Origin of the sequence: Microcoleus sp. D3_18_C2 (assembly GCF_036702395.1) — a bacterium.
Lineage (GTDB): Bacteria > Cyanobacteriota > Cyanobacteriia > Cyanobacteriales > Microcoleaceae > Microcoleus.
On sequence record NZ_JAUBTG010000070.1, the window covers coordinates 1 to 26915 of the forward strand.

Sequence of the window (26915 nt, forward strand, 5' to 3'; positions counted from 1 at the left end):
ATGTTTTGTAGTTACTCAATAATTCTTCTCCAATATACCAGATTATGTTAACATGAAATTTAGATGCGTTCGCCCTGCTGGGACAGCAAGCAACACCGACACACTCAAAATTGGCTTTTGACTACCATTGAACGAGAGAGAAAACAAACAGTTATCAAGCTCAATGGTCATCTAACACCTCAACCGAAGGAAGTAGCAACAGCTATCAATTTGGATGAAGTCAATTTGGATGAAATCAATTTGGATGAAGTCAACGAAGTGTCGATCTAATCTGTTCCGACTGTGTATAGCTCTTCTGGATTTGTGGTGGGAACGGTAGTGTGAGCCTCTCGCGCGGGCTTTTCGGGCCGCATCACTAGAATTTTTCTGATCACCTAAAACTCGGGAGAATCGACTTTATTACCATCCTCCTATCGAGAGACATCCACCTTCCGACGAAATTGCCCAAAAATCAATACTTTTCTTCTCTCCATAGGAGGATGACACTCTTTAATATGAGGAAAAACAATAGACTATGGATAAAATGTAGTAGGAATCTTAGCCGTGACTGCAACTACCGCCACCCAACCAAAAACAAGTCAACTAAAAACCATCCTAATAGTTGAAGATGATCCGATGATGCAGCTCGGTCTAAAGCATATCTTCAATCAGCAACCCCATTTAACAGTTGTCGCCCAAGCTGTTAACGGTAACGAAGCCGTCAGTGTCGCACTGCAACACCAACCAGACATCGTGCTGATGGACATTGACTTACCCGGAATCGACGGTATTGCAGCCGCGCAGCAAATCAGAGCCGCACTGCCGCATACTCGCATCCTGATGCTCACCCACCACAGCAATCCAACTCAGGTAATGGCGGCTTTGTCAAGCGGCGCTCACGGCTACTGCGTTAAAGGCACTAACGCAGAACAACTTCTAGCAGCGATTACGACTGTGCAAGAAGGGGGCAGTTACCTAGACCCCAAGATTGCCGACTGCGTGCTGCAAAATCTCAAAACGCCACTGCCCGAAAGCTATGCGAATGACGACATCAAGCTGACAGAACGGGAAATGCAGGTTTTGCAGCAGCTAGTTGAGGGTAAAAGCAATAAACAAATCGCTGCTCAACTAGGAATGAGCGTCCACACCGCCAAAGGTCATGTAGAGATGATTATAGCTAAATTTGAAGCGAGCGATCGCACCCACGCCGCCGTTAAAGCACTGCGCTTGGGGCTAGTTTAACCGTTAGAATTAAGAAACTAATATAGCAATCCGTACATCAATTGCGAACCTCTCTCTTTTTTTCCTCTGCGCTCTAGAATAAAAAATCCCCTATAATTGATTGACCGCATAACAGGTTTTATCCACGTCTCTGTGCCAACCTTTTTCTCAATTCGTCAGCCGATGAGTGAGGCAATTGTTTTCCAAACCTTCTTGCAGTAGCCGCTGTTCAGCAGCTTCTAATTGTTCTAAAAAAAGTGGTTTTTGAGGCGTAGCTATCGCGTAGCAAATTATGACATCTTGTCAATCTTCAAACTTTGGCAATGTCAACCAAAACCTCGCTCCTTTTCCCAATTCGCTATCAACGCCAATCTCTCCGCCGTGAGCCTCAACAATTTGCCTGCAAATGTAAAGTCCCAATCCCAACCCTTGCCTTAAACTAACTCCAACTCCCCTCGTATAAGGCTCGAATAATCTTGCACATTGCTGAAGAGAAATTCCTGCCCCATTGTCTGCAACCGTACAGCGAACCATCTCACCTTCCTTTTTAGCTTCTACAGTCAAAATAAACCCAGACTGATTGTATTTAACAGCATTGTCGATCAGATTGCCAAACACCCGCCATAGCTGCTGGGCATCAGCATTGACTAAAGGCAAATCGGCTGGAAAAAGCTGCTTAACCTTGACTCGATGCTGGTTGAGAATTGGTAATCTTTCAATAAGAATATTTTGGACTAAAGTGGGCAGCGACAGCGGCTTCATGGCTAAAGAAGCACTTTTCACATCAAACTGTTGTGTTGCTGTTAGTGACTCAATCAACTGAAGTTGGCGCGAACAACTTTGCACCATAACCTCCATAGTCCGCCTATCAATAGCAATGTTACTGGCAGCATCATTGAGGCGACTTCGCAGCAGCAGCGACATTCCCGATAGAGGCGATCGCAAATCGTGCGAAACAGCGTGCAACAGCATTCTTAAATTGGCTTCTGCTTGCTGTCTTTCTTGAATTTCCTGGCTTAGCTGAACATTTTGTGTAGCCAATTGCACGTTAGCGCAGCGAAGTTGTTGCTGTAAACGCTGCATTTTAAGTTGGGCAGATACCCGCGCTAACACTTCAACAGGCTCAAAAGGTTTTATAATGTAGTCAGCACCGCCCGCCTCAAACCCTTTTACTTTGTCAAATACGTCATCTAAAGCGCTGATAAAAATTATAGGGATATCACAAGTAGCTTCAGATGCTTTAAGTTGACGGCAGACTTCATAGCCATCCATACCGGGCATTTTTATGTCTAGCAAAATCAAGTCTGGCGCTTGCAACTCTACTGCTTTTAAAGCTCGCTGTCCACTAATCAACTTCCTGACTTTGTAACCGTTTTCAATTAGCAATTGAGAGAGTAGTTGAATGTTAGCGGGAATATCGTCAACAATCAAAATGTCAGCCAAAAATTGTTTAGTTTGCTCCATCATCTATCGCCACCAAAGGACAGAGTTTTGAGTTTTTTCCGAATATTGCCAACCGCTATTTTCCCAGCCGCACTGTTCGCACCAGCAGCATTAACAGGCGACTTAACATCAGCCACAGTCACGGGTTCTTCTGGATCGTTCGGATGTGGCAGCAATTGGTAAGCGAATCGAATCCGCTGATCCAGCTCTTCATCTATATTGAGCAGTTTACCCGTCTGCTGCTCTACTGACAAAGCTTTCGCCCGCCTTTCAAGCTGCGGTCTGATGCTGCTGTCCCACAGTTGTTCAGACTCTTTAGCTCGCTTTATGTCGCCGGGCCGCACCGGAATCTTGAGAGGGTAGGGAAATAAAGCTTCCGCCCCCGTTGCGTAGGCCGGTGAAGTGATGACGCATTTGCCTTGAGGAAACCTCAGAATTTCGTCAGGACTAATCAGCGGTTTCTTTTGCAACTGTTCGCTCCAGTTGACAGAACGGCTCGTTTGCTGCCCCGTCGAGCTGCCGGTCGATCGATTTTTTACCAGCACTTCCACTTCCCCGTAACGCTTAGAATATTTCTCGGCTGTCTCAAAATCGCCGGGGTTGAAGAGGACGTGAGTTGACAGAGCACTGGCGATCGCAGCCCCTTTTTTATCCCCATAGAGATTATAGAGTTGATTGAGCGATTGAATGCCAACAATCGGCACGCCGCCAGCAGAACGATATTCGTTAGCCCACTGATCCATTCTGTCGAACTTGAGAGACGGAAACTCGTCTAAGCAGTACAAAAATGGGTCAGAACGTACCCGACTCAAATTAGACACCACACATAAGTGAATAGCAGCAGCTAACAGCGGCCCCACTACAGTGCGTCTTTGGTCATCTAATTTGAAAATAATGCACTTTTTGCCTTCTAAAGCAATGGGAATGGTGCTGCGACCAATAAATGCCCGCAACAAATCTTTTTGAATGAAACTGGAGTAGGTTGCCTCTGCGGTTGCCTTAATGCCCGCCACTGTTTTTTCAGCATCTTTTGAACTTAATAACTGCGAAAAACTAGAGGCAATCCACCTGTCCATTTTGAGGGGATGACCGTCGGGCCGATGAACGGCGTGGTCGATGCGCTTGACCAAATCTGGCAGTTGAATAATTGCGTACACAAAAGCTAAATCCGGGTAAGGACTGCTTTTTGCCAACTGCACTAAACCCTTCGCCATCAACTCGCCTGCTTTCTCAAAAAACTCATTGCCTTTACTCTCCCCCGGACTAGCATTTCGAGCAATAACTTGTCCAATTTCTGCTGCCATTACTGCATCTTGTGCATCTCTCATAAAATCCAGAGGATTGATAGTGCCGCTGTAAGCTTCCCCTGGCGCAAACACTTGCACATCGTAGCCGTAGCGCACTGCAAGGGGTGCAAGCAGTTTCATCTGGTCTCCTTTTTTGTCGTAAATAATGGCAGGAAAACCTTGCTGGAATGCACTTTCAACCATCCGATCAATGACGCTGAATGTTTTGCCAGAACCCGGAGCACCAATGACTAAAGTTCCGCGTTCTGCGTGGGGAAACCAAACCGTCGGATTTGCACCTAATAGCGTTTGCAACCGAGCACTCAATCCCTGACAACCTTTAAACCAATAACTCGGCGTACCGCTCCACAAAGTAACGGGCTGCCGTTTTTTTTCTTTCATTTGCTTGAGGGCAGAGCCTGTGGCTGCCAATTTTTCAGCCGTCCCGCAGAGCCGCCCGGAGGTAATTTTACCTTTCCCGTTTCCAACTAATTTGGAAGCAATAAGTAAACCTGCCATTAGCCCTAACATTGCCAGTCCCTCTGGCTTCATAAACTGACCCAACAACCCGCCAAAATCTATGCTAGTTAACGAACGTTTAGGAGGTTGAACTGCCATTGGTACTAAGGTAGCTTTGTTAATTTTAGGCAAAAATTGCAAATTGTTCATTTTTTTTACATCTTAAAAAACTAAATGTTTCAGCTAGCGGCTATCGCCTCAAGGGGGAGACCATGACAAAAATAGGTAAACAATGGTAAGAAGCAATAACGCGAAATCTCCCAGTAAGACAGTACAGAATTCTAGTGGAAAGTCCAACACGCACAAGAACAAGAGTGCTGATTATTACGAGATAGATCCGGAGCTATTCAACAGTGATTACAACCAAACTCGCAAGCCCTCTTTGCCCTATGGAATCGTGATTAACGATAACCCAGCAGGTATTTTGCTCCCGAACGACCAGCTTGTCAAAGCGGAATGGCACGTAATGCCTAATGTTGAGGAATTGACAACGGTCGAACTAAGCGAAGAAGTGACAGGCTTACTGCTCCCAAAAGCGAGAATGTTGGTATTAGCTTTTGTGCCTGAGTACATCCGCTACAAAGATATTGAAGAAAATGGAGAATTAGCAGGTAGTTTTATTGGGCTTTACGACGAATATCGCGATGCCCTCGATAAAAAGACGCAGGAAGTGTGTTCCGAACACACTCTCATCTTTCTAAATCCCAAAAACCAACCCCTGCATCAGGTACCGATTGTCGTCCGCTTCAAGAATGTAGCCCTCTGGAGCTTTAAGAGCGCTAGAGAAGAATTTTACCGCAATTTGGAACGGGCATTTGCTGATTGCTTTGGGAGAGATTACAGCGGTAAGAATGACAAGTGGCGCTCTTTGGGAGTGTTAAATGTCGAGTTTAGAGCTCTCAAAGAAGGGGAAGGCAAAAATAAATCCTTTTGCTGCAAAACTCACAGCATTACTCAGCCAACTGAGGCTAATTTTCACAAGCTATTTCTCGGTCAAAAACCACAAAAGAAATTGATTTGGGGACTGCACAATAGCATTGCTGGGTTCATTGACGCTAGCGAGGCCGGGTTGCCAGCTATAGCTGCTGCTGGTGCGGAACCTGAAGTCCAGGCGTTGCCAGGAAGCGTAACTAACCGCAAAGGTCGAGGTAAATTGTCGCCCCCTCGCAAAATTGCACAAGTTGAAGGAGAAACAGACTCAGGATTAGAGGAGTTAGATGAATTTTCCGAGGTGGCTGAGGTTGAAGTTGAGGTTGATCCAGAAGAAGATTTTGACTTCGATGAACCCGCCCACTACTAAACACTAACCCTCTTTGAAAAGCTGGCTGTCAGCAAGTTGATAGGTAAGGCCGTCGTAGCAAAATTGAAGCTGGCGGCGGCCTTCTTTGGAAAGCTGATTCACTCCTAGACAAGGCAAACCCTCGTGCGAGGAACTGTCAGCCTTAAACAAAGGAGTTTTCGGCGGTTTATGGGGATCGAGATAAGCTGCAAATACTTCTGTTGGCATTTGACTTGAATCATTAGGAATTAAGTAGCCAACATAAAGGCAGCCTTTTGTGCCGCACAGAGTGGAATTATTGAAATCATAAAGGTTCAGCCGTCCTACCGAGCCATTAACTTGCCACACTCGCATTCTCTTAATTGCTTCCGCCGCTGCACTTTGCCCAGCCGCTACTTTGAGTTCTGGAAGGCTGCTGTGTTCCTTTACAATTAGGGTTAAAGTTTCTTTTGGAGTGACTCGCAAAGCTTGTTGCCAAGAAGCTGGTGCGGTTGTTGCTGAACTAGAATTCGTGCAAGCCACTGTCCCCAATAATAGCGACAGGGCGGTAAAAACTGTCAAACCAATGCGAAACCAGTAACCAAGTTTATTTAACCAAACCGGGGGGTTGACAATCTTTTGCGTGCCTGCTGTTTGTTGTTTAACTCTATTTTGTTTAACCATTTGTTACTCCCATCATACAAAATAAAAGAAAAAAAGGACAATAAAAGAGAGATTGTTTTGCTGAAGTAAGCTGTTGTCTGTCTAAATCTTACAGTCAAATTTTATGACTTCCTTCGGGGAATACAAAACGACTCTACAATTTATATCCTGAATAGCTTAGAAGTCATATCTAATCAGTTGACATCGGAATTATTATCTCTCTCTTCTCTTTCTCTGTGTCCTCTGTGTCCTCTGTGGTTTAATCATTCCGATACCACCAATTTTGATATCAATGCCATAAAATTAATGGTTTCAGCAATTAAAAACGTCCTGGTTGTAGAGAAGGTTGTTAGACTTGTTAATAACTTGCTTTTCCACCTCCTCTTTCCCCTGGTTCAATGGGAGAGTGCAGCCGTGCCAAAACTAATTGCTAGTCCCAAACCGATTAGAATCATAAAAAGTTGCTGCTTTCGCTTGTAAAAAAGTCGAATTAAGAACCACATTCCCATCAAAAAAGAGCTAATGAACAGCGCAACCTTAATACTCCAACTAGCATTTAAAGTAATGCCAGAGCCGACCGAGTTGCTGATGCCATTGCTGTCACCAGAATTAGCTTGGCAATTGTCGCTGGTATTGTGGTTATAAAGCTCTCGAACTTTTTCCCCGTACTGTTTGAGAGAGTAGCCGCCTAAAATATTGGAATAGCTGGCATCAATTTTACTGCCAGAACCCCCAAAGTGTTTTTGTGCTACTCGCTCAATTAAGCGATCGCCCTTGAAGACCTGCCCAGTTTTAGGGTCAATTTCCTGTTGGCTGCTGACTAAGTTCTCAGCTAGAGAATTTTGCAAGACTTTATCCTGAACAGCAGGAGGAAAATATTGGAAGAGTTCCTCTCTTGTAGGTTTTTGACCTCTGTTGACGTTCAGGAGAAAGTTAGCCCCCCCTGGAATTGAGCTGACAGCACGCTGCACGTCTTCCCGGTAACTCATCAACTGATAGCGACCGATCGCCCGCCCGCAGTTGCGAGATCCTTCGGTACAAACCATCTCGCCAATAGCTTCGTAATCGCCACTGGCTGCATTTTCTAAATTGGCGATTCCTTCGGAAAGCTTCGCTAACGCCTCCCCTAATGAAGCTACATCCACACCGTTTACGTAAGTTGCGGGGCGCGCGCACTCTCGCTTGGATTCAGGTAGAGGCTGAGTTGGTAAAGGGTTTTCTTTAGTTTGATTTGAACTCAGTGGCTTTGAAGGTTTTGTTTCAGATGCGACGCCTTTTGAACGCGAAATACTGTTAGAAGAACCGCCCTCCAATCGACCGACAAACATAGGCGAATTAACGCTGTAACTGAGAAACGGAACCGGGCCAATAATGTAAGGCGATTTGCCACAGGGCAAACTAAACCTGAAGTAGAGAGCCGTGTCAACAGTATCGCTGGTTTCTGACGGTTCCATTACCACTACTTTAAACACTTCCCCAAAAGGATGCCGGCCCGTCGGTTCCCAACCGGTCAAACAGCCAGAACCACCTCGCACTTCCTGGTATTTGCCGCTAATCCACTGCTTGCCTTCTAGCGGCCCTGTGGCGCGGCGACCGGCGTTTTCCATGTCGTCGAGTTCGATATAAGCGCAATCTTTCTCGCACGCTACCGCAAATCCTTCTACATCAGAACCGGAAATTGTATTAGAGCGTTTGCTTTCGTACCGACTGTAAATCATGTCAATTCGCATGATTGTGCTGCCAATAGACGCAATAGGAACAGGAAAATTAGAAAGGGGGACTTGACTCAGGAGTGGAATATTGCTGATGAGTTCCTCTGACCAGCCAGAGAACTGTTCTAAATTTACGCTATTAAGATTGGGAATTTGGGCTAGCGCAAACTCAGATAGGTCAATTTGGTTAAGTTTTGCCTGCGCTAGTTGCGGTACTTGTTTTACAGCTTGACCAATTGGTAATTGGTTGATGTTAGAGTTCACTCCGGCTATTTGAGAAGATAAAGAAGCAATTGGAGGAACATCGCTCAATTGAAATTGGCTAAGATTCGGAACAATTTCAGCCAAGTGACCGACAGTTTGCTTACCAGCTAAGGGAAATGCGGACAAGCTGATATTCTCTAAATTGATATCCCCTAGTGCCAATTGTTCAATTGCTTGCAAAGAAAGAATTTCAGGTTTTACATCGTTAATGTCCCCCAGCTTCAAGATGTTGTCAACAGAAGTGCCGGCTTGCCAGCTTCGACCGCCAGAACTTCCAGAACTAGCAACCGCGGGTAGGGAACTAAAGGTAATCTGGCTCCAATCTGGCAGCAAAACTCTAGATTGTTCTTTTTCCCAAATTTTAGTAGGTAAGGGACTGGCGCTAGCAATTAATGGAAAGCTTAAGAAAGTAATGCAGATGAAAGCAAAAATTAGGCAGAGTGTACTGGCAGCTATTAAAGCCGAGCCTACCTGGCTTAATTTTTTTAACTGCTTTGGACTGTTCATGGAAATCCTCTTGATGTTAACTAAAATTAGGCAAAAAAAACTGCTCTATTCTTTCTAATTTGGAAAAACTTTAAATGGTTTTTAAAACATTACGAAAAATAGAGCAGTATTGCAGAAATTACCCATCAGCTAAATCTCCCTCTCCCCCTCTCCCCTCTCTCCCTCTCTTCCTCTACCTCTCTCCCTCTCCATTTTAGGAATTACCCAAAAACCCGGTCTTCCTATGTAATTCCGTCATTTTAGGTTGAACATGAGAACGAGAAACTGGGTTTTTTAGGTTGATGCGTCCTGGACTGCATTTCTCCATCTTCGCTTTTTTCTTTAATCAAGCTCCAGCTCAAGCTGTGGATTCGGGCGGACTGCTGAATCTGTCCAAGGAGTATCTGCTAGGTTGGACAAGTCATACACATTTTCTTGGTAAGCGTTGTCAAAATTACCTTGACGAACTTCTTTAGATGACGAGTAACCGACAGTCAAATCCGGTGTCGATTCGTAACCAGAGTTGTTATAGCCGGAATTAGGTTCAATCGATGAATTATGCATGGTTTTTATGAGTTTATGTGGTGAACAATTCCAATTTAAATCGCATCTAGTTCCTGCAACTTCATTCCTATGAGCGATTTTGTTCAGTAAAAATTACCCCCTCCACATGGAGGGGGCAGCTCTATGAAAGTTACCTAACGGCCATTTGTGACAAGTTAAGAAAAAGTGCAAATTGTCAAGGGGGTAGACAAAAAAAGGTAAAATAGGATGAAACCTTTACCGGACAAGCAGTTGAGCCATAATTAAACCAGTTATGAATAGCAAAAAACGAATCAACCGAGATCATGCAAAGAAAAAAAATAGTCCCCAAGTAGAAAATGAAGCGATTGCGAATCACCTGGAAGATTTATTAATTCCAGCAATGGCTGCCCAAAAAACTTTTTATCGCCAACTAAATTTAAGAGATAGAATTCTAACACTACCATTAATGATGGCAGCAATCCGCCAGTTTATTATGGCGAAATGTAGCAGGAGTAACAGAATTAACTAGATTATTAAATAGAGAAGGATTTTTATGGTGTGAGCCGTCTGAAATTAGTCAACAAGCATTATCACAAAGATTTTTAACTTTTCCCGCAGTTTTATTTGAAAAAGTATTTAAAGAATTACTGCCTCATTTTCGTCGGGAATGGTTGACTAGAAAATCGAGACCATTACCAGATAGTGTACAATTTGCCTTAAAAAACTTTGAAAATATCTGGATAGCTGACGGCTCAACCTTAGAAGCATTATTTCGTAAACTCGAAAGTTTATCAGATGTTCCAATTGGTCAATTATCCGGGAAAATGGGAGTAATAATAGACCTAGTAACTCATCTTCCTTTATAAATTTGGTTTTGGACAAACCCGAAACAAGCAGATACTAATTGGGAGGAAGACTTACTAAAAACAGTTAAGCCAAAAACCTTGCTGTTATTAGATAGAGGCTTCTATCACTTCGCTTTTTGGTCAAAATTAATCGAGCAAGAAATTGGATTTATTACTCGGATTAAGAAAGGTGCATCTTATCAAGTCGAGCGGGTATTAACCAATACTTATGATGTCAAAGACCAGATAATTAGGATAGGTGCAGGGACAAAAAAAACACCAGCGTTGACTATAAGATTAGTACAAATTCGCTCGAAAAAATCCTGGCGTTCTTATCTAACAAGTGTCCAAGAACCCGAAATATTACCCCCCTATGTAGTAGCAGATTTATATCAAAGACGCTGGCGAATTGAAGAGGCATTTTGCCTAGTAAAAAGATTACTAAATCTCAGCTATTTATGGACAGGTTCGTTAAACGGAATCAAGCTACAAATCTGGGGTACTTGGCTATTTTATGCGATTTTAGTAGATTTAGGAGATGCGGTTGCAGATGAATTAGGAGTGCCAATTGAACGTGTTTCATTAGAAATGATTTATCGGGGGATGTATCATTTTTCTGTGGCCTATCAAAAAGGAATAGCTTCTGACCTAGTTAAGTATTTTGCCGACGATAAAAATCAAGATTTAGGGATTGTTAAGCGACGACGAAAACCTCATGTCAGGCTCATTATTTCTCCTTTCCCTGGAACTCAAAGAAGTCCAGAACAATTTTTTTTTAATAATAAAGGAACAAATGGAGTCATATTTTAATTGGAGCAACAGGTAAAAAATGAGTAAAATTACTCATTGACAATAGTGCTTTTAGCTTAACTTGTGAGTAATGCCTAACGGCTCTCAGCACTGGGCTATTCTACGAAGTCGAGAAAAATGTCTTTTAAGAAAGTGACAAAGTGCGATCGCGCACTAAATTCTCTGATTTGTCAGTAATCGCGGTGTAAGAAACCGAATTCTAACCCGAGAGCGCGTTTCATCTAATAAAATTAATGCCCCTGATTCAATCTCTGACTCAAATTTATGCAACACTTCCACAATTAAACTCTCTCTATTGGCAGGCAGTACGCCTTGAATACGCACTTGCATTACAAGGAGTTAGCCGCGACTGAAAATGTCTTCTATGTCCCGTGAACCATGCAGAACACGAATTACATCTATTCCATTTTCAATTTCCCGGTAGAACACCACATAGTTCCCAATCGGAAAGCTGTGCAACCCAGCTAACAGTTCCTCACGCCTTCTGCCCAATCCTGGATTACGTGCCAAGGTTTGCAGTTTTCCTTCAACGCGATCTAAAAACTCGTCAGCCCGATCTAAACTATCATCAGCGATGTAGTCCCAAATATCTAGCAAATCCAGTTCAGCACGCGGGCGTTTAACGATCGTGGCCATTACTGCGGTTTCCTCCGCCGACGCTGCCGCGCTTTTGCCTTGATTGCTGGCATATCCAAGGGAGTTGCCTCACCGCTGTCTAGCCCTAGCTGAATCTCCTGTCGCAATTCCTGCAAGCGAGTTTGCTGGAATTGTTCCCGTTCTTTCAACAGGCGCAACCCTTCACGGATCACCTCGCTGGCAGAATAATATAGTCCGCTTGAGACTTTCTCTTGGACATACTGCTCTAACTCCGGTGTCAAAGACACGTTCATGCCTGAGTCCTCCTGTAATTTGGGCTATTCCATTTTGGGTTTAATAACAGGGAATAGCAGTTGTTGTTATTATTGTAATAAAAAACTAGCTCTTGTGTACAAGCGAGCTGAGAAATTATTAAAGTCACTCTCGCGATCAATCGAAATGAACCAATCATGCTCCAAGTGGGTTTCCAACTAATCCGAATCTAGAATGATTACCTACGAATCTACAATGATTACCTACAGTTGACCTGGAGAGAGCGATCGTACCCAACATTTTGAGCAAGTTCATTTTTTCAACCGCGCTCGCGCTCACATCGCTGAAAACTTTTGGCTATTATGCAATGAAACTGCTAACTGCACAAGACATACTCCAGCGTTACTCAGAATACCGGAAATATTCCGCATTTTTTAATTGTTCAATAACTCCAAGCAAATCACTTGGTTTGGTGCGAGAACACCTCCGACTTTTATTACTTGCAGCTCTCCGGTTTCGTGGGAATATTGTGCTTTAACTTGGGCAATTGCTGCATCTAAACTAGATGCCTGAGCAATATACACCTTCTCAAGAGCACTTAGTACCCAAATAGGTTTGGGCCACTTATGTCGAGGTTGGAGAATTGAATAGTGAATCACTTGACCAGTATACTGAACAATTTGCTCGATCGCAGTTTCCGAACAAAACTCCCCCAAGTCTGACTCAATACATTGTTTGAGTTCTTTCGCAGGAATTTGCTCACAAACTGATTCTAAGAGCATTAATGTCGGTCTTGTCTGCTCTAATTGAGTGTGTTCCTGCACGACTAATGACTCTACGAAACGACTCACCTGGTTAATGATTGAGTCAAAATCTAGCTCCATCAATAAATGACCTAAATACTCCCTTAACAAATTTCTTAGCTTTTCATCAGAGATATTGATACCGCAGGTTTTCAGATAAACTGAAGGTTTATTACCCAAATTCCGACCGCAGCCAACTTCTCCATTAGCTGCATCTTCTGCTTCTATCAGTTCCATCAAGTGCGGATAACTGGTTGTATCATCTATTGTGGATTGGGGCTGGGAGGGAATTGAGTTACTCATCTGTCTGTCCTTAATGTTTCAAAGTAATTAAGATTGTCGGGTTCTTCAGGATCTGGACCGCAGTCTAGCAACCCCACTTTCAACTTTCTGTGACATCTCTCCGACAGCCAAGGACGGAGCTTCTAAGAATCACTTCTTAGATTTCCTAGTTATTCCCTTACGGGGTTTCGACTTTGACCTAGATTGAGACATCTCAACCCCTGGCAAACCGTCTGCATAGGCGCTTTGGATTCCCGACTGTCCATCGGTACTAATCAGAGTTATTCCTCTATTTCTGATGACTTGACTGCTAGCCACATCTCGATCTGTTGTGTATCCACAACTAGGACAACAATGAACTCTAACACTCAAATCCTTTCTCACCTCCGCACCACACTCAGGACACTCCTGAGAAGTCCCCCTGGCGCTCACTTCACCAAAGAATTTGCCACGCTTCCAACACACGTATTTGGTGATAGTTCGGAACTGTCCAAATCCAGCATCAAGCATCTGTTTCCCGAACATCCCTTTGGCAATAATTCGGTAATCCAAGTCTTCCATGAAGACCATATCACCTGCCCAGCAAAGGGCATGAGCTTGTTTGAAGTGAAAATCTTTACGGGTATTATCAATTGCGTGGTGAATTCTAGCAACTTTAATGCGCTGTTTCTCGTAATTTTTAGACTGCTTCTTTTTCCGAGTAAGTCTGCGTTGCAGCAATTTCAGCTTGCGGAGCATAACTTTCAAGAACTTGGGCGGTTTTACGATCACCCCGTCACTGGTTGCTAAAAACTTTTCAAGCCCAACATCTACTCCAATCGGATGACCGTGTGGCATTGGATTGGGAACACTGACATCACATTGGATGTTGATAGAAGCGTACCAAATATCCGCTTTATTAATTATTCGGACTTGCTTTACTACAAACCCCTGTGGGATTGGGCGATGCAGGTTAATTGGAATCAACCCCAATTTTGGTAAGGCAATATGTACTCCAGTCACAGGATTCTGCTTGAACTGGGGAAACAACAAAGATTTGAATTGCCCAAACTTCTTGAATCGAGGGAAGCCATGCCCAATTTTTTGAAATCCCTCCCATGCTCGGTGTAATTGCTTGAGCGCTTGCTGCAACACTTGGCTTGGTACTTCACCCAATCGGGGAAATACTTTTTTGGCACTTGGCAGAGCATTAAGCTGTTTTACTTCGTTAGGGAAGGTTAACTCAGCAGGCATGATGTATTCATGACTGATGGAGCATCTGTCAACCTGGCATTTCCGGCTATTGCACCAGTCCTTAATTTCCCGCAGCCCATAGTTATAGGCAACACGACAAATATCCATCCACTCTTTCAGCGCTTGCTTTTGATTGATATTCGGATAGATTCGATAGCTGTAATTCATGGTTAACATTCCACTATTTTAACATATATCGATATTCTTTCACTATTTTTATGAACGGAACTAATTATGAAACCTAATCCGCTAAACAAACAGAAAATATCAACCGCTATGCCAACTTTTTTGGCCTCCGATAAACTTAACATAGCTCAGTTGAATGTTACACTTAAAACTCCTTACCAATTGATCGATACTGCTTTCAATCTTGAAACAGCCCTTCAACCATTCCAACAAGCAAAAATCATCGGTATAGACTGCGAAACAACAGGGCTTGACCCCTACCAAGCCAAAATTAGATTGTTACAACTTGCCATTCCTGACCATCCAGTAATCATTGTAGATTTATGGGCCATTGAACCGAGTTCCCTCGAACCATTACGCTTGCTCTTAGCGAGTCCTGCACTGAAGGTAGGTCACAACCTCAAATTTGAATGGCAAATGCTCGCTTTTGCCGGACTGGAACCATCCAAACCCTTTTTCGATACCTATTTGGCTTACCGAGTGCTGACGGCGGGACTAAAACGCCATTTGTCCCTAGAGGCTGTCACTGAGAATTTGTTGAAAGTAAAGCTAGACAAAACGCAGCAAGTTAGCGATTGGTCGGGAAACTTAACACTCGCTCAACTGCAATATGCTGCTACCGATGCTGCAATCTTACTCCCGCTGGCTGCTGCTCTGCAACAAAAACTGAAAGCTTCTAAGCTTTGGAAAACTGCTTTACTAGAGTTTGCCTGTCTGCCTGCGGTGGCTTCTATGGAACTCAACGGAATGCTTTTAGATAGAGAACAGTGGAGAGTTTTGGGAGTGAAGCTCTGTCATCAACGCGACTCTCTTTTAAAACAAATTAATTCGCAACTCCATCGACCTAACCCTCACCAACAAATCTCTCTCCTGCCGGAATTTACGGATACAATTAATCCTCGCTCTCCCAAGCAAGTTCTAGCGGCTTTGCAACAGAAAGGCATTCCTGTTACTTCCACTAACTCTCAACATTTAATTCCTTTGCAAGGCGAGTATCCTGTGATTCAAACACTGTTAGAGTACCGCAGCTTATCTACTCGTATCGACACTTTTACTCTGGGTTTGCCAGAACACATTCACCCTATTACAGGGCGCATCCATCCCAATTGGTTTCAGATTGGTGCTAGATCAGGACGGTTTAGTTGTCGAGAACCGAATTTAACGAATATCCCCAGAGATAAGGAAACCCGACAGTGTTTTAAAGTAGCACCCGGTTGTGTCCTGCTGAAAGCCGATTACAGCCAGATTGAACTGCGGATTATGGCGAAGGTTTCGGGCGAGCGCACGATGGTGAAAGCCTACTCTCAAGGGGAAGATTTGCACTCTCTGACCGCTTCTTTGGTGCTGGCAAAACCCTTATCGGAAATTACTCTCGAAGACAGACAGCTCGGTAAAATTATTAACTTCGGTTTAATTTATGGCATGGGAGCACAGAAATTTAAGAATATGGCTCAAGCAGAGCATGGAGTCACTTTAACGCTGCAACAAGCTTCACACTTTCGTAAGAAGTTCTTTGAATCCTATACAGGTATCAAACAATTTCACAGCAAAGTTCGGAAGGCCTGGAGCCGAGGTATTCGAGAGAGTCGCACAGTCTTAGGCAGAAGGAGATTATGGTCAAAAGATACTAAACCGCTGCTTAATGAAATGCTAAATAACCCAATTCAAGGGATGAGTGCTGACATTACTAAACTCGCTCTTGCTATACTTTTTCTGCCTCTGAGCAGCACTGGTGGTAAACTGATTTGTGTGGTTCACGATGAAATTTTAATAGAGAGTCCTATCGAAGAAGTAAACCACGTTAAAGCAATGCTTAAAAAATGTATGGTGAGAGCCGGGAATAAATTTCTCTCTCCGATTCCTTGCGAGGTAGAAATTAAGGTGATGGAAAGTTGGGGAGGATAAACCCGTCCGACCCCACGAAAAATCCCCTGATTGACATTGCTGCAAGATATCAGAGAGTGAGAACTTGATATAAGTGATTCAAACCTAGCAGTTGGATCTCGCCTGAGTCGGCTCAGGCTGCTGAATGATGAAACCGCAGCGACATAAAGATGAACCGAATCACGAAGATGCCCGCCACGATCCAAGTTCCCCCAGACACTTCCTTGACTCTACCTTGGCAGGTTTTCACAATCGGATAGGCAATAAATCCGATCGACAACCCTTCCGCGATAGAATACGTTAATGGAGTCAGGAAAATCGTCAGAAACGCTGGAATCACTTCCGACATATCATCCCAGGGAATTTCTTTCACCTCGGCCAACATCATCGCGCCCACAATCACCAGCGTCGGCGTCGTTGCAAAAGCCGGAATCGCTTTAAACACCGGAATGAAAAACACCGACAGCGCAAATAATCCTGCCACAACTAAAGCGGTAAATCCAGTTCGACCGCCTTCGGCAATGCCTGCGACCGATTCAATATAAGTCGTCACGCTCGACGTACCGAATATCGGACTGATTGTGGTGCCAATGGCATCTGCCATCAGTGCTTTATTGGCACGCGGCAGCTCGCCCGAAGGTCCAATATAACCAGCCCGCATTCCGACACCCGTTAACGTCCCGATGGTGTCAAAAATATCAACAAACAGAAACACAAATAGCACTGCAATCCAGTCAATAAAATTCTCGGAGTTCAGATTAGAAATGCCCAGAAATGCTTGACCAAAAATGTCTTTTGGCAGTTCCGGCAGCGCAAAAAATCCTTGAGGTGGGGGTGAAACCTTGAACAGCCAAGCCCAAATAGCAGTTCCCAAAATTCCAAATAGTAACGCACCTTTGACGCGCCGCACCACCAATCCGGCTGTAATCGCTAAACCCGCCACAGCCAGTAGCGTGTTCGGTTCTGCTAAGCTGCCAAACGCCGTTTTTGTGGCTGGATTTGCCACAATCAATCCGGCCCCCCCATTAACAACATCTCCTGACATCCCGATGTAGGCAATAAACAAGCCAATCCCACCTGCGGTTGCGTGCTTGAGCGACTTGGGAATTGCCGCGATCAATAACTTACGTACATCTATCAACGTCAGAAGGATAAAAATTAATCCCTGAACAAACACGCATGACAGCGCCAACCGCCAATCGATTTTCAGTCCGATTACAACTGAGAAAGCAAAAAAGGCATTCGTTCCCATTCCAGGCGCGAGCCCGAACGGGTAGTTTGCTAAAATTGCCATGCAGAAGGTTCCAACTGCTGACGCCACAGCGGTTGCTACAGCCAATTGCGAAAACAAATCTCCAGGCTGTTGTAGAAAAATCGCGTTTGACAGAATAATCGGATTGACGACTAAGATGTATCCCATCGTCATGAACGTGGTGATACCCGCGAGCGTCTCTGTTCTGAAATTGGTTCTGTAGAAATCAAACTGAAAGAACTCTGCCAGTGCTGCTTGCCAACCTGTGTAGGATTGCTTTGGTGGAATTGGTTTTTGAAATTCTAAATCAGCGCTCATGGTTTGGATCTGCTCCATTTAATTGAGATAGGAGTTAGGCGGTAAACGATCGTCCTAGACCCAATGCCGCCAATTCTTTGGGATAGGCGATCGAGCTTTTATCCCCGGCAATGTGGACTTCATCTTGCAGCGCGCGAGGTAAATCTTCGGGATACTGTTCTTCAACAATGTCCTTATCTTCGCCAAACACTTGATGGTTAAAGTCCAGCGTGTCTTGCAGCGGTGCATCTTTGTCAAAATTGCGGCTTCTCGGCACTACCCAAGCGAGTTTTGCGGGCTGAAACCGGACAGGCAGCATTTAGGATGTGTAACTGCCCGTTCCCAAAGGTAACGCTTAACTTCGCTGTGAACGGCAGCCACACTTCAAACAATCGACGCCACTAAAACCCAGGCGGACTCAGATGCTTTAGATTGTGCGGATAGTTGCTCACAGTGCTGACATCCCGCAGCGCGAAACCCGTGCGGTAGTCGCTCAACGGGATAATCTGGCACTTCTGGATTTCCGCGCTCGCCAAAGGATTCGGTTTGAACAAACGCAAAATGACTCACATCCAGAAAGCCTTCGACTTGACGACCTGTGGCAGCTTCGTGAGCTACGCTGGCTGGCAGAACCTGAATATAGTCTGGATCGTTCCATTCCTGAAAGTATGGAACCTGAATATAGTCTGGATCGTTCCATTCCTGAAAGTATGGAAAATGCACTCCTCCGTTATCCACGAGCCTTACCCACACTAAACCATAGCGTTCGGTGACAGCGTAGGTCGTCAATTTCAGCCGAGCGGGAATTGCGGCATCCAGTTGAGCGGGAATACGCGTGCATTGACCGCTTTTGTCGTAGCCGACGCCGTGATATTTGCATTGGAGTTCATCGTTCTCAACCCGTCCCAAACTCAGAGGAACACCGCGATGCAAACACAAATCCCGTGCTGTAACGATCCAGCTATCGGAAAGTCGAAACAGCACGAGACGTTCATCGAGCAGCTTTGCGGCAAACGGTCGATGCGTAACTTCATGCGAGAACGCGATCGGATACCCAAACGCCGCAAGGGCTTTCCAATCAGTTTCACTAAAGGTGCAGTTTCGAGGCCATACAAACGCAGAATTGCATGATCGTTCTTGTGTAGTGTGCATAATCCTGTATGCGAAATACCGCTGAAGCTTAAGATATTAGAAAGCTTACTTCTGTACGATTTACTACATACCCCTCTTCTGTCACTTTCGGCCTAAAATAATCCGGGATGCTTAGAGCATAAGACTTTTATCAAAAATTTTGATTGTCGGCATTCTGTTAGAAAATAAACGCTCAAATCCCCGCTCTATCTACAGTTAAAAATTTGGCTCTCACTTTTATTTTCCCAGAGTGACAGAAGAGGGGTAATCACTGTTAGTAACCAAGCGGCAAATATCGTTGGCAAGTTATCAAAAGGCGCTATTGCCATGCTGCCCCAAGCTGAATATAGCGTTATCAGGCAGGAGGGAGAATGTGGCTACACAACCAATGCTTTAACGTAAAGATTCAGGTCCAAAAAGACTTAAGTGGCGGCATCTGGTAAAATAAAAGAATGAAAAAGCCCGCACCCACCAGAGAGCAGAAAAAAACCGAAATCGAGCGGTTGAGCCAAGCTGAAAGAGTGGAAATGGTACTGGATCTGCAAAAAATTATTGCACAATTGCAAGAAAAACTAGCTATTGCTGCGGGCAAAAGTCGAACCACCAGTCAGACTTCATCCAAACCCCCATCAACGGCTCCGATCCAAAAACCCGATAAACCAACAGTTAAACCAGAAGCAGACCAAAAAAAGAAACCAAGCGGACAACCAGGTCTTGACGGGGAGAACCCGCAAAGGGTTTGGACGAGTACACAGAACCGAAATTAGCTCACCCCACATCTGTCTCAGGGCTTAAAGAATGGCTATGGACGGCTAGTGGAGAAGGATTCTGTTTGTTTCATGCGGCAAATACTTTTGTGACGTGTGGAAGTAGAAACCATGCTGGGTACAAAACTTGCAGGAGCCTTAAGCTCAGATGATTTCAGCGTTTATAATGTTGGGAAAGTTGCAGCCCAACAGAAGTGTCTGGCTCACTTACGACGGCATTTCAAGAAAGTGCTGGGACTTCCTGGCAACAATAATGCAGCAGTCCCTCAAATATTTCTGTCATTAATAGATGAAGCTTTTACCGCCCCTGAGTCCTGGCGAAAGACAAAGGATCGACTGTTATCGATCGCGGATTCATCCCTCCGATAGGCTGGTCGCTTTTTAACTATTCGAGGGGGTCTAGGGGATCAATAAGTCCCACACCATAATCTTTGATTTGGTGTTGGGATACATGGACACCCCCACACCGATTTTATCCGGTCAATCAGGCGTAAAATCGGTAGCAGGTATAGATTTATAGATTTGCAATTCTGTGTTAGACTTGATTGCATGACTCTGATCATGAACTACTGCTACCGAATTTATCCCGACGCCAGCCAAGAAGAAACGATGCTTCATTGGTTGGAAATTTCTCGCAAGGTTTATAACTACGCCTTGCGAGAAATCAAAGATTGGGTCAATTCGCGTAAATGTAGTTTAGATTATTGTTCGCTGGAGAGAGAATACATCGTTCCAGCCGACAAGCCATTCCCTACCTATTACGTTCAACAGAACGAACTTCCCAAAGCGAAGAAAACGTTCTCGTTGTTGGGCGAAGCCCCTTCTCAAGTTCTGCAAACTACTATTCGTAGATTGCATGATGCTTGGAATTATTTTCAGTCGCGGGGGTTTGGCTTTCCTCGCTTCAAGAAGTTTGGACAAATCAAGTCCATGCTCTTTCCTCAATTCAAAACCAATCCTATTACGGGATGGCAGATAAGCTTGCCCAAACTTGGGAAGATGCCTATCAACTTGCATCGACCTATCCCAGAGGGGTTTGTGGTTAAGCAAGCACGGATATTGAGGAAAGCTGATAGGTGGGAAGTTGTAGTAACAATTGAGTCTGATGTGTCGATACCTGACGCTCAACCGCATGGAGATGGGCTGGGTATCGACTTGGGATTGTCCAAGTTTTTGACAACCTCGGATAAAGAGTTTATTGCTAGACCCCGATTCCTGACATCCTTGTACCGCAAGCTGGAATTGCTGCAACGTAAGTATGCCAGAACGAAAAAGGGTTCTAAGAACCGTGAGAAAGCTCGAATCAAGGTTGCCAGATTCCACAACCACATCGCTAGAGTTCGGAAGGATTGGCAATTCAAACTGGCTAACCATCTGTGTACCAAGGAAGGTATTGGGATGGTCTTTGTTGAGAACTTGAACTTGAAAGCGATGTCCAGGGGGATGTTGAGAAAACATACCTTGGATGCTGCTTTTGGTCAATTTCTCAATCTGTTGGAGTGGGTCGCCAAGAAGCATCAAATCTATTTTTGTCGCGTCAATCCAGATGGAACGTCTCAAACTTGCCCTAAGTGCAACACACATACGGGTAAAAAAGAGCTTTCCGAACGAGTTCATAAATGTGGTGAGTGCGGATATCAAACCGATAGAGATCACGCAGCATCCGAAGTTATTAGGTTGCGTGGTTTAGAACTCATTAGTACGCAAGGACTTTGCGGAATAGAAAATGCCTATGCAGTCGGTCTGCCGGGGATTGATGAAAGTCAGTCGCCGTCAGAGGCGAAATCCCGCAGGGGAAGAACTAGGAAATCTTCCAACAGTGATGTTGGGAAGCCCATACCATAATCTTTGATTTGGTGTGGGAGGATGTCACATTTTGCGCTATAAATGGAAATTGCAACAGCATCAAGCACGCTCCGAACACAGCTTTAAGTTTTAGGAGAATTTTCATGGCAACGCAAAACCAATCTCAAACCTCACAGCAAAATTCAGCTAGCGACGATCGCCCTGAATCTCGGCAGCCGATCCGCACTTCTGAAGATTGGGAAAAACCAGAGCTCGAAGAATTCGATTTGTGTTTGGAAGTCACCGCCTACATCTACAACCAGCAATAGCAGGAAATAACTATCATGCTTTTGTTGATAAAACACTCAATTCTGAGGATTGGGCTGGCAAGTGCTGGAATCACGATCGCAGCTTGCTCTGTCGCTCCCCCAAATACGGCTACTGTTGCCCCTACTGCTGCCCCTACTGCTGAAGCATCCCCCGTTCAAGCAGTATCTCCAAGCAGCACGGCTCAGGGGTTCAAGCAAGCAACGGTCGCGGAAGGGTTAGAACGCCCCTGGGGCATGGCATGGCTGCCCGATGGCAGTATGTTGATTTCGGAAAAAGCAGGGCGACTGCGGTTGCTGAAAAATGGGGTGTTGGAACCAACTCCGATCGCGGGCGTGCCGTCCGTGATGTCATCAGGCCAAGGTGGATTGATGGATGTTTCCATTCACCCTCGATTTGCCGAAAATCGATTTGTGTATCTGACTTACGCCTCGGGCACCGCCGATGCGAATCGGACTCGCATTGCCAGAGCGAGATTTGACGGCAAAGCTTTGCAGGATTTGCGCGTCATCTTCGAGGTGTCTCAAGTCAAGTCGGGTACGCAACATTTTGGATCGCGCATCCTGTGGCTGCCGGATGGCACCATGTTAGTCGCGATCGGAGATGGCGGAAATCCACCGGTGCAGCTAGAAGGCGCTCTGATTCGGAAGCAAGCACAGAATTTAGGCAGCCGTCTGGGCAAAATAGTGCGGTTAAACGATGATGGTTCAATTCCTCGCGATAATCCCTTCGCAACAAATGCCAATGCAGATCCGGCTATTTGGAGTTACGGACACCGCAATATTCAAGGGATAGCCTTCGATCCGGGAACAAAACGAGTTTGGGTAACGGAACACGGGGCGCGCGGCGGCGATGAATTGAATCTAGCTGAAGCGGGCAAAAACTATGGATGGCCGCTCGTCACCCACAGTCAGGAGTATGCAGGCGGCGAGATTTCACAGGAGCGATCGCGCCCCGGTATGGTAGATCCAAAAGTCGTTTGGACTCCGGCAGTGGCTCCTTCTGGACTGGCATTTTATACTGGCGATCGTTTTCCTGCTTGGAGGGGCAATCTGTTTGCCGGGGGCTTAGTTTCTCAAGACGTGCGGCGGATCGAGCTCGATGCAGCAGGAAATGTCCTCCGCCAGGAAGAAATTAGCATCGGGCAGCGGGTGCGGGATGTGCGGCAAAGTCCAGATGGGTTGCTGTACGTTCTCACAGATGACTCGAACGGTAAATTGATTCGGCTGGAACCGACTAATAACTGAGGTCGATTTGATTCTGGCTGCTGAATTCTGAATTCAGAATTCTTATTTTTAACGGATTTTGATAGATGATCGTGAGAATTTTGGGAGCAGCGGCGGGCGGGGGATTTCCCCAATGGAACTGTCATTGTCGGGGCTGTGAAGCGAGTCGATCGGGCCGGGCAACAGCGCTAACTCAATCATCGATCGCAATTCGATCGAACGGCGGGGATTGGTTTTTAATTAATGCTTCGCCGGACGTGCGCCAGCAAATTGAACTAATGAGAGCGCACAACTGTTTTGCTCCGCAAAACGGGCGCTCGCTGCCTTTTGCTGGCATCATTTTAACGGATGCTGAAATCGACCATACGACTGGGTTGATGTTGTTGCGGGAATCATCGCATCCTTTAAAAATTTACAGTTCAGATCGAGTCAAATTCGCCCTGACAACCGGCTATCCATTATTTTCGACACTGCAAAATTATTGCGGTGTCGATTGGTCGCCTCTAGATGCTGCCATCTCGCTGGCATCGGATCTGGAAGTCGAGGCTTTTGCACTTTCGACAAAACCGCCGAAATATATGCAGAACGAAGATCGATCGCCGGATGAAGTTTGGGGCGTAGGATTGACAATTCGCGATATCAGCACTGGTAAAACTCTAACTTATGCACCCGGATTGGCGGCGATCGACGAGACAATGCAGCGCCGTTTAAATGCCAGCGATTGCATCGCGATCGACGGCACGTTTTGGACTGATGACGAACTTCCAGCCTTAAGTGTTGGAGCGCGATCGGCACTGCAAATGGGACATTTACCTTTATCGGGAGAGCGAGGCAGTTTGCGGCAGCTTGAAGGACTAACTGGGTCGCGCAAAATTTTAGTTCATATCAACAATACCAATCCAATTCTAATTCCAAATTCTCCTGAGCGACAAGCAGTTGAAAGTCAAGAGGTTGAAATTGGTTGTGATGGATTAATGTTTGATTTGTGATAGGGCAATCATAAATGATTCATAAATTTTTTACCCCAAAAATTCCCCAAACTCGCTCGATCGGGAGTAAGAACTTCACAAATGATTTTCCGTAATGCCAGCCTTTTTTATTAGGTCGAGCGAGCGGAGGCGAGATATAGCAATCCTGAAAATATGCAATGATAAATTCATCACAAACTAGATCCGCTCGAACCATGCAAGAATTATTGTCACCGATTGAATTCGAGAATTTGCTGCGCCAGCAACACCACCGCTACCACCACCTGCACCCGTTTCACCAACGCATGAATGCAGGAGAATTGACTCCAGAAGAAGTTCGGCGCTGGGTAATTAATCGCTTTTATTATCAACGCAATATTCCGCTTAAAGATGCTGCAATTTTATCGAATTGTTCCGATCGAGAAGTGCGGCGCGAGTGGATTCAACGCATTATCGACCATGACGGCCGGAATATCGATCGCGACGTTAGGGGTGCGGAAGCAGGAGGAATTGAAGCATGGTTGCGATTGGGTGAAGCGGTGGGACTGTCGCGCGATCGACTGTTGGACGATGGAAATGTTTTGCCCGGAGTGCGATATGCTGTCGATGCTTATGTCAATTTCTGCAAGACTAAACCTTGGATTGAAGCGATCGCATCTTCGCTGACAGAGTTGTTTGGACCTGATGCAATTCGCGATCGATTGGTTGCGTTGGAAAAATACTATTCATGGATCGATCCGAGTGGATTTGATTATTTCCGAGTGCGATTGCATCAAGCCCCTCAAGATGCTCGCTACGCACTGAATTTAGTGGTGCAAAACTGTCAGACTGTTGAGATGCAACAGAAAGCTGTTCGGGCATTAATTTTCAAATGCGATCTGTTGTGGAGCCAGCTTGAAGCGATCGAACGAGGAGACACTCGTCCCTCAGAAACATGAGGGGAGAGGGGAAGAGGGGAAGATTTTAGATTGGGGGATTGGGGGATTGGGAGATTGGGACAATTACTAACTGTCAACTATCAACTATCAACTGTCAACTATCAACTGTCAACTATCTTGAAAACTAATGAATGGTAACAGTTATCCCTATCTTGCTTGTGGAGTGCGGCTGTTTTGGGATGAGATCAGGCAACAGCATTTTCTCTTGTTTCCCGAAGGCGCAGTCAAACTGAATAAAACGGCTTGGGCAATTTTAAAACTGTGCGATCGCCACCATACGACCGACGAAATTATTGCAGAGTTATCCGCGCAGTTTGCTAGCCCCAATGTAGAAGCAGATGTCCGCCAACTAATCGCTCAAATTTCGCAGCGAGGTTTTTTAAATGAATGAAATTGCGCTACCTTTTAGCTTGGTTGCAGAGTTAACCTATCGCTGTCCTTTGCGCTGTCCTTACTGCTCGAATCCGATAAATTGGAGCGATAATTCTTACCAGCAAGAACTCCAGACAGAGGATTGGTTGCGAGTAATCCGGCAAGCTCGAAAGTTGGGTATTTTGCAGTTGGGGCTGACTGGTGGAGAACCTTTGCTACGCAAAGACTTAGAAATATTGGTGGAAACCGCGGCCGAGTTAGGACTTTACACGACATTAGTTACGGCCGGAACTTTACTCACAAAAGAACGGGCGGCAAATTTAAAAAACCTGGGTTTAGATCACGTTCAAATTAGCATTCAAGATAGCCTCGCGGCGCAGTCCGATCGCATTGCCGGAACGCGATCGTTCGACCAAAAAATCGCTGCGTCTCAACTGGTAAAAGAGTTAGGTTTGCCGCTAACATTGAACTTTGTTTTACACCGTCAGAATCTGGATCGCCTTGAGGAAATGCTATCGCTGGCCGAGATGTTGCAAGCCGATCGCGTTGAATTAGCAAACACTCAATACTACGGTTGGGCGCTGCACAATCGGGATGCTTTATTGCCGACTCGCGAACAGTTAGCCCGCGCGGAACAAGTGGTGAAAGCAGCTCAACAAAGGCGCAAAATTCCGATGGGAATTCTCTATGTTATTCCAGATTACTACGCTCAATATCCCAAACCTTGCATGGGCGGTTGGGGGAATCGGACGTTAATTATTACTCCCAATGGCGACGGTTTACCGTGCCAAGCGGCAATGGCAATTCCCGATATTGAGTTTGGCAATATTCGCGATCGCGCGCTTGATTGGATTTGGTTTGAGTCTGCGGGAATGAATCGATTTCGCGGCACGAATTGGATGCCGGAACCTTGTCAGAGTTGCGATCGTAAAACCTTGGATTGGGGTGGTTGTCGCTGTCAAGCATTTCTGTTAACCCAAGATGCACGGGCTACCGATCCTGTTTGCCATCTTTCACCCCAACACTCTCAAATTCGATCGGTGTTAGATAGATTGTCCGTGCACAAAGAAGATTTTGTCTACCGCGATCGATCGGCAGGAACAAAAGGATTTAATTAAAAAGGGACAATCTGGAATTGCAACCTCTATTAATCTAATTTAAAACAGAATGGCGATCGCCATTCTTCCACCGCTTAAACAATTCCGGCGTCACCAACTTTTGCGTAAAAAAGATTGTCTCCAAAACTATCAACAATCCAAAAATAATCAACCGCATATCTCTCAAAAATTGTGCCAACCCAACCGGCAATTTCTGAATAGTAGCCAATCAGCCATCTCCGAATCAAACATGGATTGATTTGAATTTCAGCTAGCAATGCTGCAAAAAGAAGCAGAGGAACTAAAGAAAAAATAGCTAACTTTAATACAATTGAGGGATATTGTTGGCGGCTGCTTGGCGAACATCCGAGTTTGGGAGTTTATCAGTTGGTTGTGGAAGTCGAAGGAGATTGAAGGGAATTGATAGCTATAAGCTGTTGCACATTTAAACTGTGATACAAGCATTACCCTTATTTTTAATTTTTCGACCCCATTTAATTATTAATT

General features: G+C 45.1%; 26 protein-coding genes and 1 pseudogene. 14 read left to right on the forward strand and 13 right to left on the reverse strand.

Annotation, left to right across the window (positions count from 1 at the left end; translation table 11 throughout):
• The first annotated feature begins 63 nt into the window (after window positions 1-63).
• Both QUA88_RS26120 and QUA88_RS26125 read left to right on the forward strand, forming a co-directional pair.
• The gene (locus QUA88_RS26120; protein WP_333274592.1) at window positions 64-270 is read left to right on the forward strand and encodes a hypothetical protein; all 207 of its coding nucleotides are present in this window, start codon (window positions 64-66) and stop codon (window positions 268-270) included.
• Window positions 271-543: 273 nt separating this feature from the next.
• Entirely contained in the window at window positions 544-1221 is a 678-nt protein-coding gene (locus QUA88_RS26125) for a response regulator transcription factor (protein WP_333274595.1), read from the forward strand.
• Window positions 1222-1503: 282 nt separating this feature from the next.
• Here QUA88_RS26125 and QUA88_RS26130 read toward each other — a convergent pair whose 3' ends face one another.
• Together QUA88_RS26130 and QUA88_RS26135 are read right to left on the reverse strand one after the other, a co-directional pair.
• A complete protein-coding gene (locus tag QUA88_RS26130; RefSeq protein ID WP_333274598.1) occupies window positions 1504-2667 on the reverse strand; it encodes a hybrid sensor histidine kinase/response regulator in 1164 nt (387 codons plus the stop codon).
• Window positions 2664-4598: a type IV secretion system DNA-binding domain-containing protein gene (locus QUA88_RS26135; RefSeq protein WP_333274601.1), complete on the reverse strand. Its 1935-nt coding sequence runs from the start codon at window positions 4596-4598 to the stop codon at window positions 2664-2666. Before QUA88_RS26135 ends, QUA88_RS26130 begins: the two co-directional genes overlap by 4 nt.
• 82 nt (window positions 4599-4680) lie before the next feature.
• On the opposite strand from QUA88_RS26135, the gene QUA88_RS26140 reads away from it, so the two are divergent.
• Window positions 4681-5748 (forward strand): DUF5895 domain-containing protein, encoded by a 1068-nt coding sequence (locus tag QUA88_RS26140; RefSeq protein ID WP_333274603.1) that lies wholly within the window; start codon window positions 4681-4683, stop codon window positions 5746-5748.
• Between the two features lie 3 nt (window positions 5749-5751).
• On the opposite strand, the gene QUA88_RS26145 is transcribed toward QUA88_RS26140, so the two are convergent.
• The 3 genes from QUA88_RS26145 to QUA88_RS26155 all read right to left on the reverse strand — a co-directional run bounded on the left by QUA88_RS26145 (window position 5752) and on the right by QUA88_RS26155 (window position 9395).
• Window positions 5752-6390, reverse strand: a complete 639-nt coding sequence (locus QUA88_RS26145; RefSeq protein WP_333274606.1) for a hypothetical protein — start codon at window positions 6388-6390, stop codon at window positions 5752-5754.
• 374 nt (window positions 6391-6764) lie between these two features.
• Entirely contained in the window at window positions 6765-8852 is a 2088-nt protein-coding gene (locus QUA88_RS26150; protein ID WP_333274609.1) for a hypothetical protein, read from the reverse strand.
• 321 nt (window positions 8853-9173) lie between these two features.
• The gene (locus QUA88_RS26155; protein ID WP_333263986.1) at window positions 9174-9395 is read right to left on the reverse strand and encodes a hypothetical protein; all 222 of its coding nucleotides are present in this window, start codon (window positions 9393-9395) and stop codon (window positions 9174-9176) included.
• A gap of 253 nt (window positions 9396-9648) precedes the next feature.
• Here QUA88_RS26155 and QUA88_RS26160 point away from each other — a divergent pair.
• Window positions 9649-11011, forward strand: a pseudogene (locus tag QUA88_RS26160) (IS4 family transposase).
• Window positions 11012-11350: 339 nt separating this feature from the next.
• Here the strand turns inward: QUA88_RS26160 and QUA88_RS26165 are convergent.
• From QUA88_RS26165 to QUA88_RS26180, 4 genes are all read right to left on the reverse strand, one after another.
• Window positions 11351-11647 (reverse strand): type II toxin-antitoxin system RelE/ParE family toxin, encoded by a 297-nt coding sequence (locus QUA88_RS26165; RefSeq protein ID WP_333058482.1) that lies wholly within the window; start codon window positions 11645-11647, stop codon window positions 11351-11353.
• Window positions 11647-11901, reverse strand: coding sequence for a type II toxin-antitoxin system ParD family antitoxin (locus QUA88_RS26170; RefSeq protein ID WP_333058483.1), 255 nt, complete (start codon window positions 11899-11901; stop codon window positions 11647-11649). Before QUA88_RS26170 ends, QUA88_RS26165 begins: the two co-directional genes overlap by 1 nt.
• 393 nt (window positions 11902-12294) lie before the next feature.
• Window positions 12295-12966, reverse strand: coding sequence for a hypothetical protein (locus QUA88_RS26175; protein ID WP_333058484.1), 672 nt, complete (start codon window positions 12964-12966; stop codon window positions 12295-12297).
• A 129-nt stretch (window positions 12967-13095) separates the two neighbouring features.
• Window positions 13096-14355, reverse strand: coding sequence for a transposase (locus tag QUA88_RS26180; protein WP_333058485.1), 1260 nt, complete (start codon window positions 14353-14355; stop codon window positions 13096-13098).
• 99 nt (window positions 14356-14454) lie between these two features.
• Here QUA88_RS26180 and QUA88_RS26185 point away from each other — a divergent pair, with 99 nt between their 5' ends.
• A complete protein-coding gene (locus QUA88_RS26185; protein ID WP_333274614.1) occupies window positions 14455-16269 on the forward strand; it encodes a bifunctional 3'-5' exonuclease/DNA polymerase in 1815 nt (604 codons plus the stop codon).
• A 112-nt stretch (window positions 16270-16381) separates the two neighbouring features.
• Here QUA88_RS26185 and QUA88_RS26190 read toward each other — a convergent pair whose 3' ends face one another.
• The 3 genes from QUA88_RS26190 to QUA88_RS26200 form a co-directional block, all read right to left on the reverse strand.
• The gene (locus QUA88_RS26190) at window positions 16382-17818 is read right to left on the reverse strand and encodes an NCS2 family permease (protein ID WP_333058489.1); all 1437 of its coding nucleotides are present in this window, start codon (window positions 17816-17818) and stop codon (window positions 16382-16384) included.
• A gap of 34 nt (window positions 17819-17852) precedes the next feature.
• Window positions 17853-18116 carry a hypothetical protein gene (locus QUA88_RS26195; RefSeq protein ID WP_333058491.1) on the reverse strand — a complete coding sequence of 88 codons (264 nt, stop codon included), beginning with the start codon at window positions 18114-18116 and terminating at the stop codon, window positions 17853-17855.
• A 65-nt stretch (window positions 18117-18181) separates the two neighbouring features.
• A complete protein-coding gene (locus tag QUA88_RS26200) occupies window positions 18182-18949 on the reverse strand; it encodes a Rieske 2Fe-2S domain-containing protein (RefSeq protein WP_333058493.1) in 768 nt (255 codons plus the stop codon).
• A 431-nt stretch (window positions 18950-19380) separates the two neighbouring features.
• On the opposite strand from QUA88_RS26200, the gene QUA88_RS26205 reads away from it, so the two are divergent.
• The 9 genes from QUA88_RS26205 (at window position 19381) to pqqE (ending at window position 26429) form a co-directional block, all read left to right on the forward strand.
• A complete protein-coding gene (locus QUA88_RS26205; protein ID WP_333058496.1) occupies window positions 19381-19695 on the forward strand; it encodes a hypothetical protein in 315 nt (104 codons plus the stop codon).
• 96 nt (window positions 19696-19791) lie between these two features.
• Complete coding sequence (locus QUA88_RS26210; protein WP_333274619.1) at window positions 19792-20064, forward strand: IS66 family transposase; 273 nt, start codon at window positions 19792-19794, stop codon at window positions 20062-20064.
• A 180-nt stretch (window positions 20065-20244) separates the two neighbouring features.
• On the forward strand, window positions 20245-21540 hold the full coding sequence (locus tag QUA88_RS26215; protein WP_333274622.1) for a transposase: 1296 nt from the start codon (window positions 20245-20247) through the stop codon (window positions 21538-21540).
• Window positions 21541-21644: 104 nt separating this feature from the next.
• Window positions 21645-21809, forward strand: a complete 165-nt coding sequence (gene pqqA, locus QUA88_RS26220; protein ID WP_333058502.1) for a pyrroloquinoline quinone precursor peptide PqqA — start codon at window positions 21645-21647, stop codon at window positions 21807-21809.
• 15 nt (window positions 21810-21824) lie between these two features.
• Window positions 21825-23054, forward strand: a complete 1230-nt coding sequence (locus QUA88_RS26225) for a PQQ-dependent sugar dehydrogenase (protein WP_333058504.1) — start codon at window positions 21825-21827, stop codon at window positions 23052-23054.
• A gap of 65 nt (window positions 23055-23119) precedes the next feature.
• Window positions 23120-24022, forward strand: a complete 903-nt coding sequence (gene pqqB / locus QUA88_RS26230; RefSeq protein ID WP_333212554.1) for a pyrroloquinoline quinone biosynthesis protein PqqB — start codon at window positions 23120-23122, stop codon at window positions 24020-24022.
• Between the two features lie 158 nt (window positions 24023-24180).
• Window positions 24181-24939 (forward strand): pyrroloquinoline-quinone synthase PqqC, encoded by a 759-nt coding sequence (gene pqqC, locus QUA88_RS26235; protein WP_333058619.1) that lies wholly within the window; start codon window positions 24181-24183, stop codon window positions 24937-24939.
• Between the two features lie 127 nt (window positions 24940-25066).
• The gene (gene pqqD, locus QUA88_RS26240; protein WP_333058621.1) at window positions 25067-25330 is read left to right on the forward strand and encodes a pyrroloquinoline quinone biosynthesis peptide chaperone PqqD; all 264 of its coding nucleotides are present in this window, start codon (window positions 25067-25069) and stop codon (window positions 25328-25330) included.
• Window positions 25323-26429, forward strand: coding sequence for a pyrroloquinoline quinone biosynthesis protein PqqE (gene pqqE, locus QUA88_RS26245; protein ID WP_333058622.1), 1107 nt, complete (start codon window positions 25323-25325; stop codon window positions 26427-26429). The genes pqqD and pqqE overlap by 8 nt, the downstream gene beginning before the upstream one ends.
• Window positions 26430-26463: 34 nt before the next feature.
• Here the strand turns inward: pqqE and QUA88_RS26250 are convergent, their stop codons facing one another.
• On the reverse strand, window positions 26464-26637 hold the full coding sequence (locus QUA88_RS26250) for a hypothetical protein (protein ID WP_333058623.1): 174 nt from the start codon (window positions 26635-26637) through the stop codon (window positions 26464-26466).
• Window positions 26638-26915: the final 278 nt, after the last annotated feature.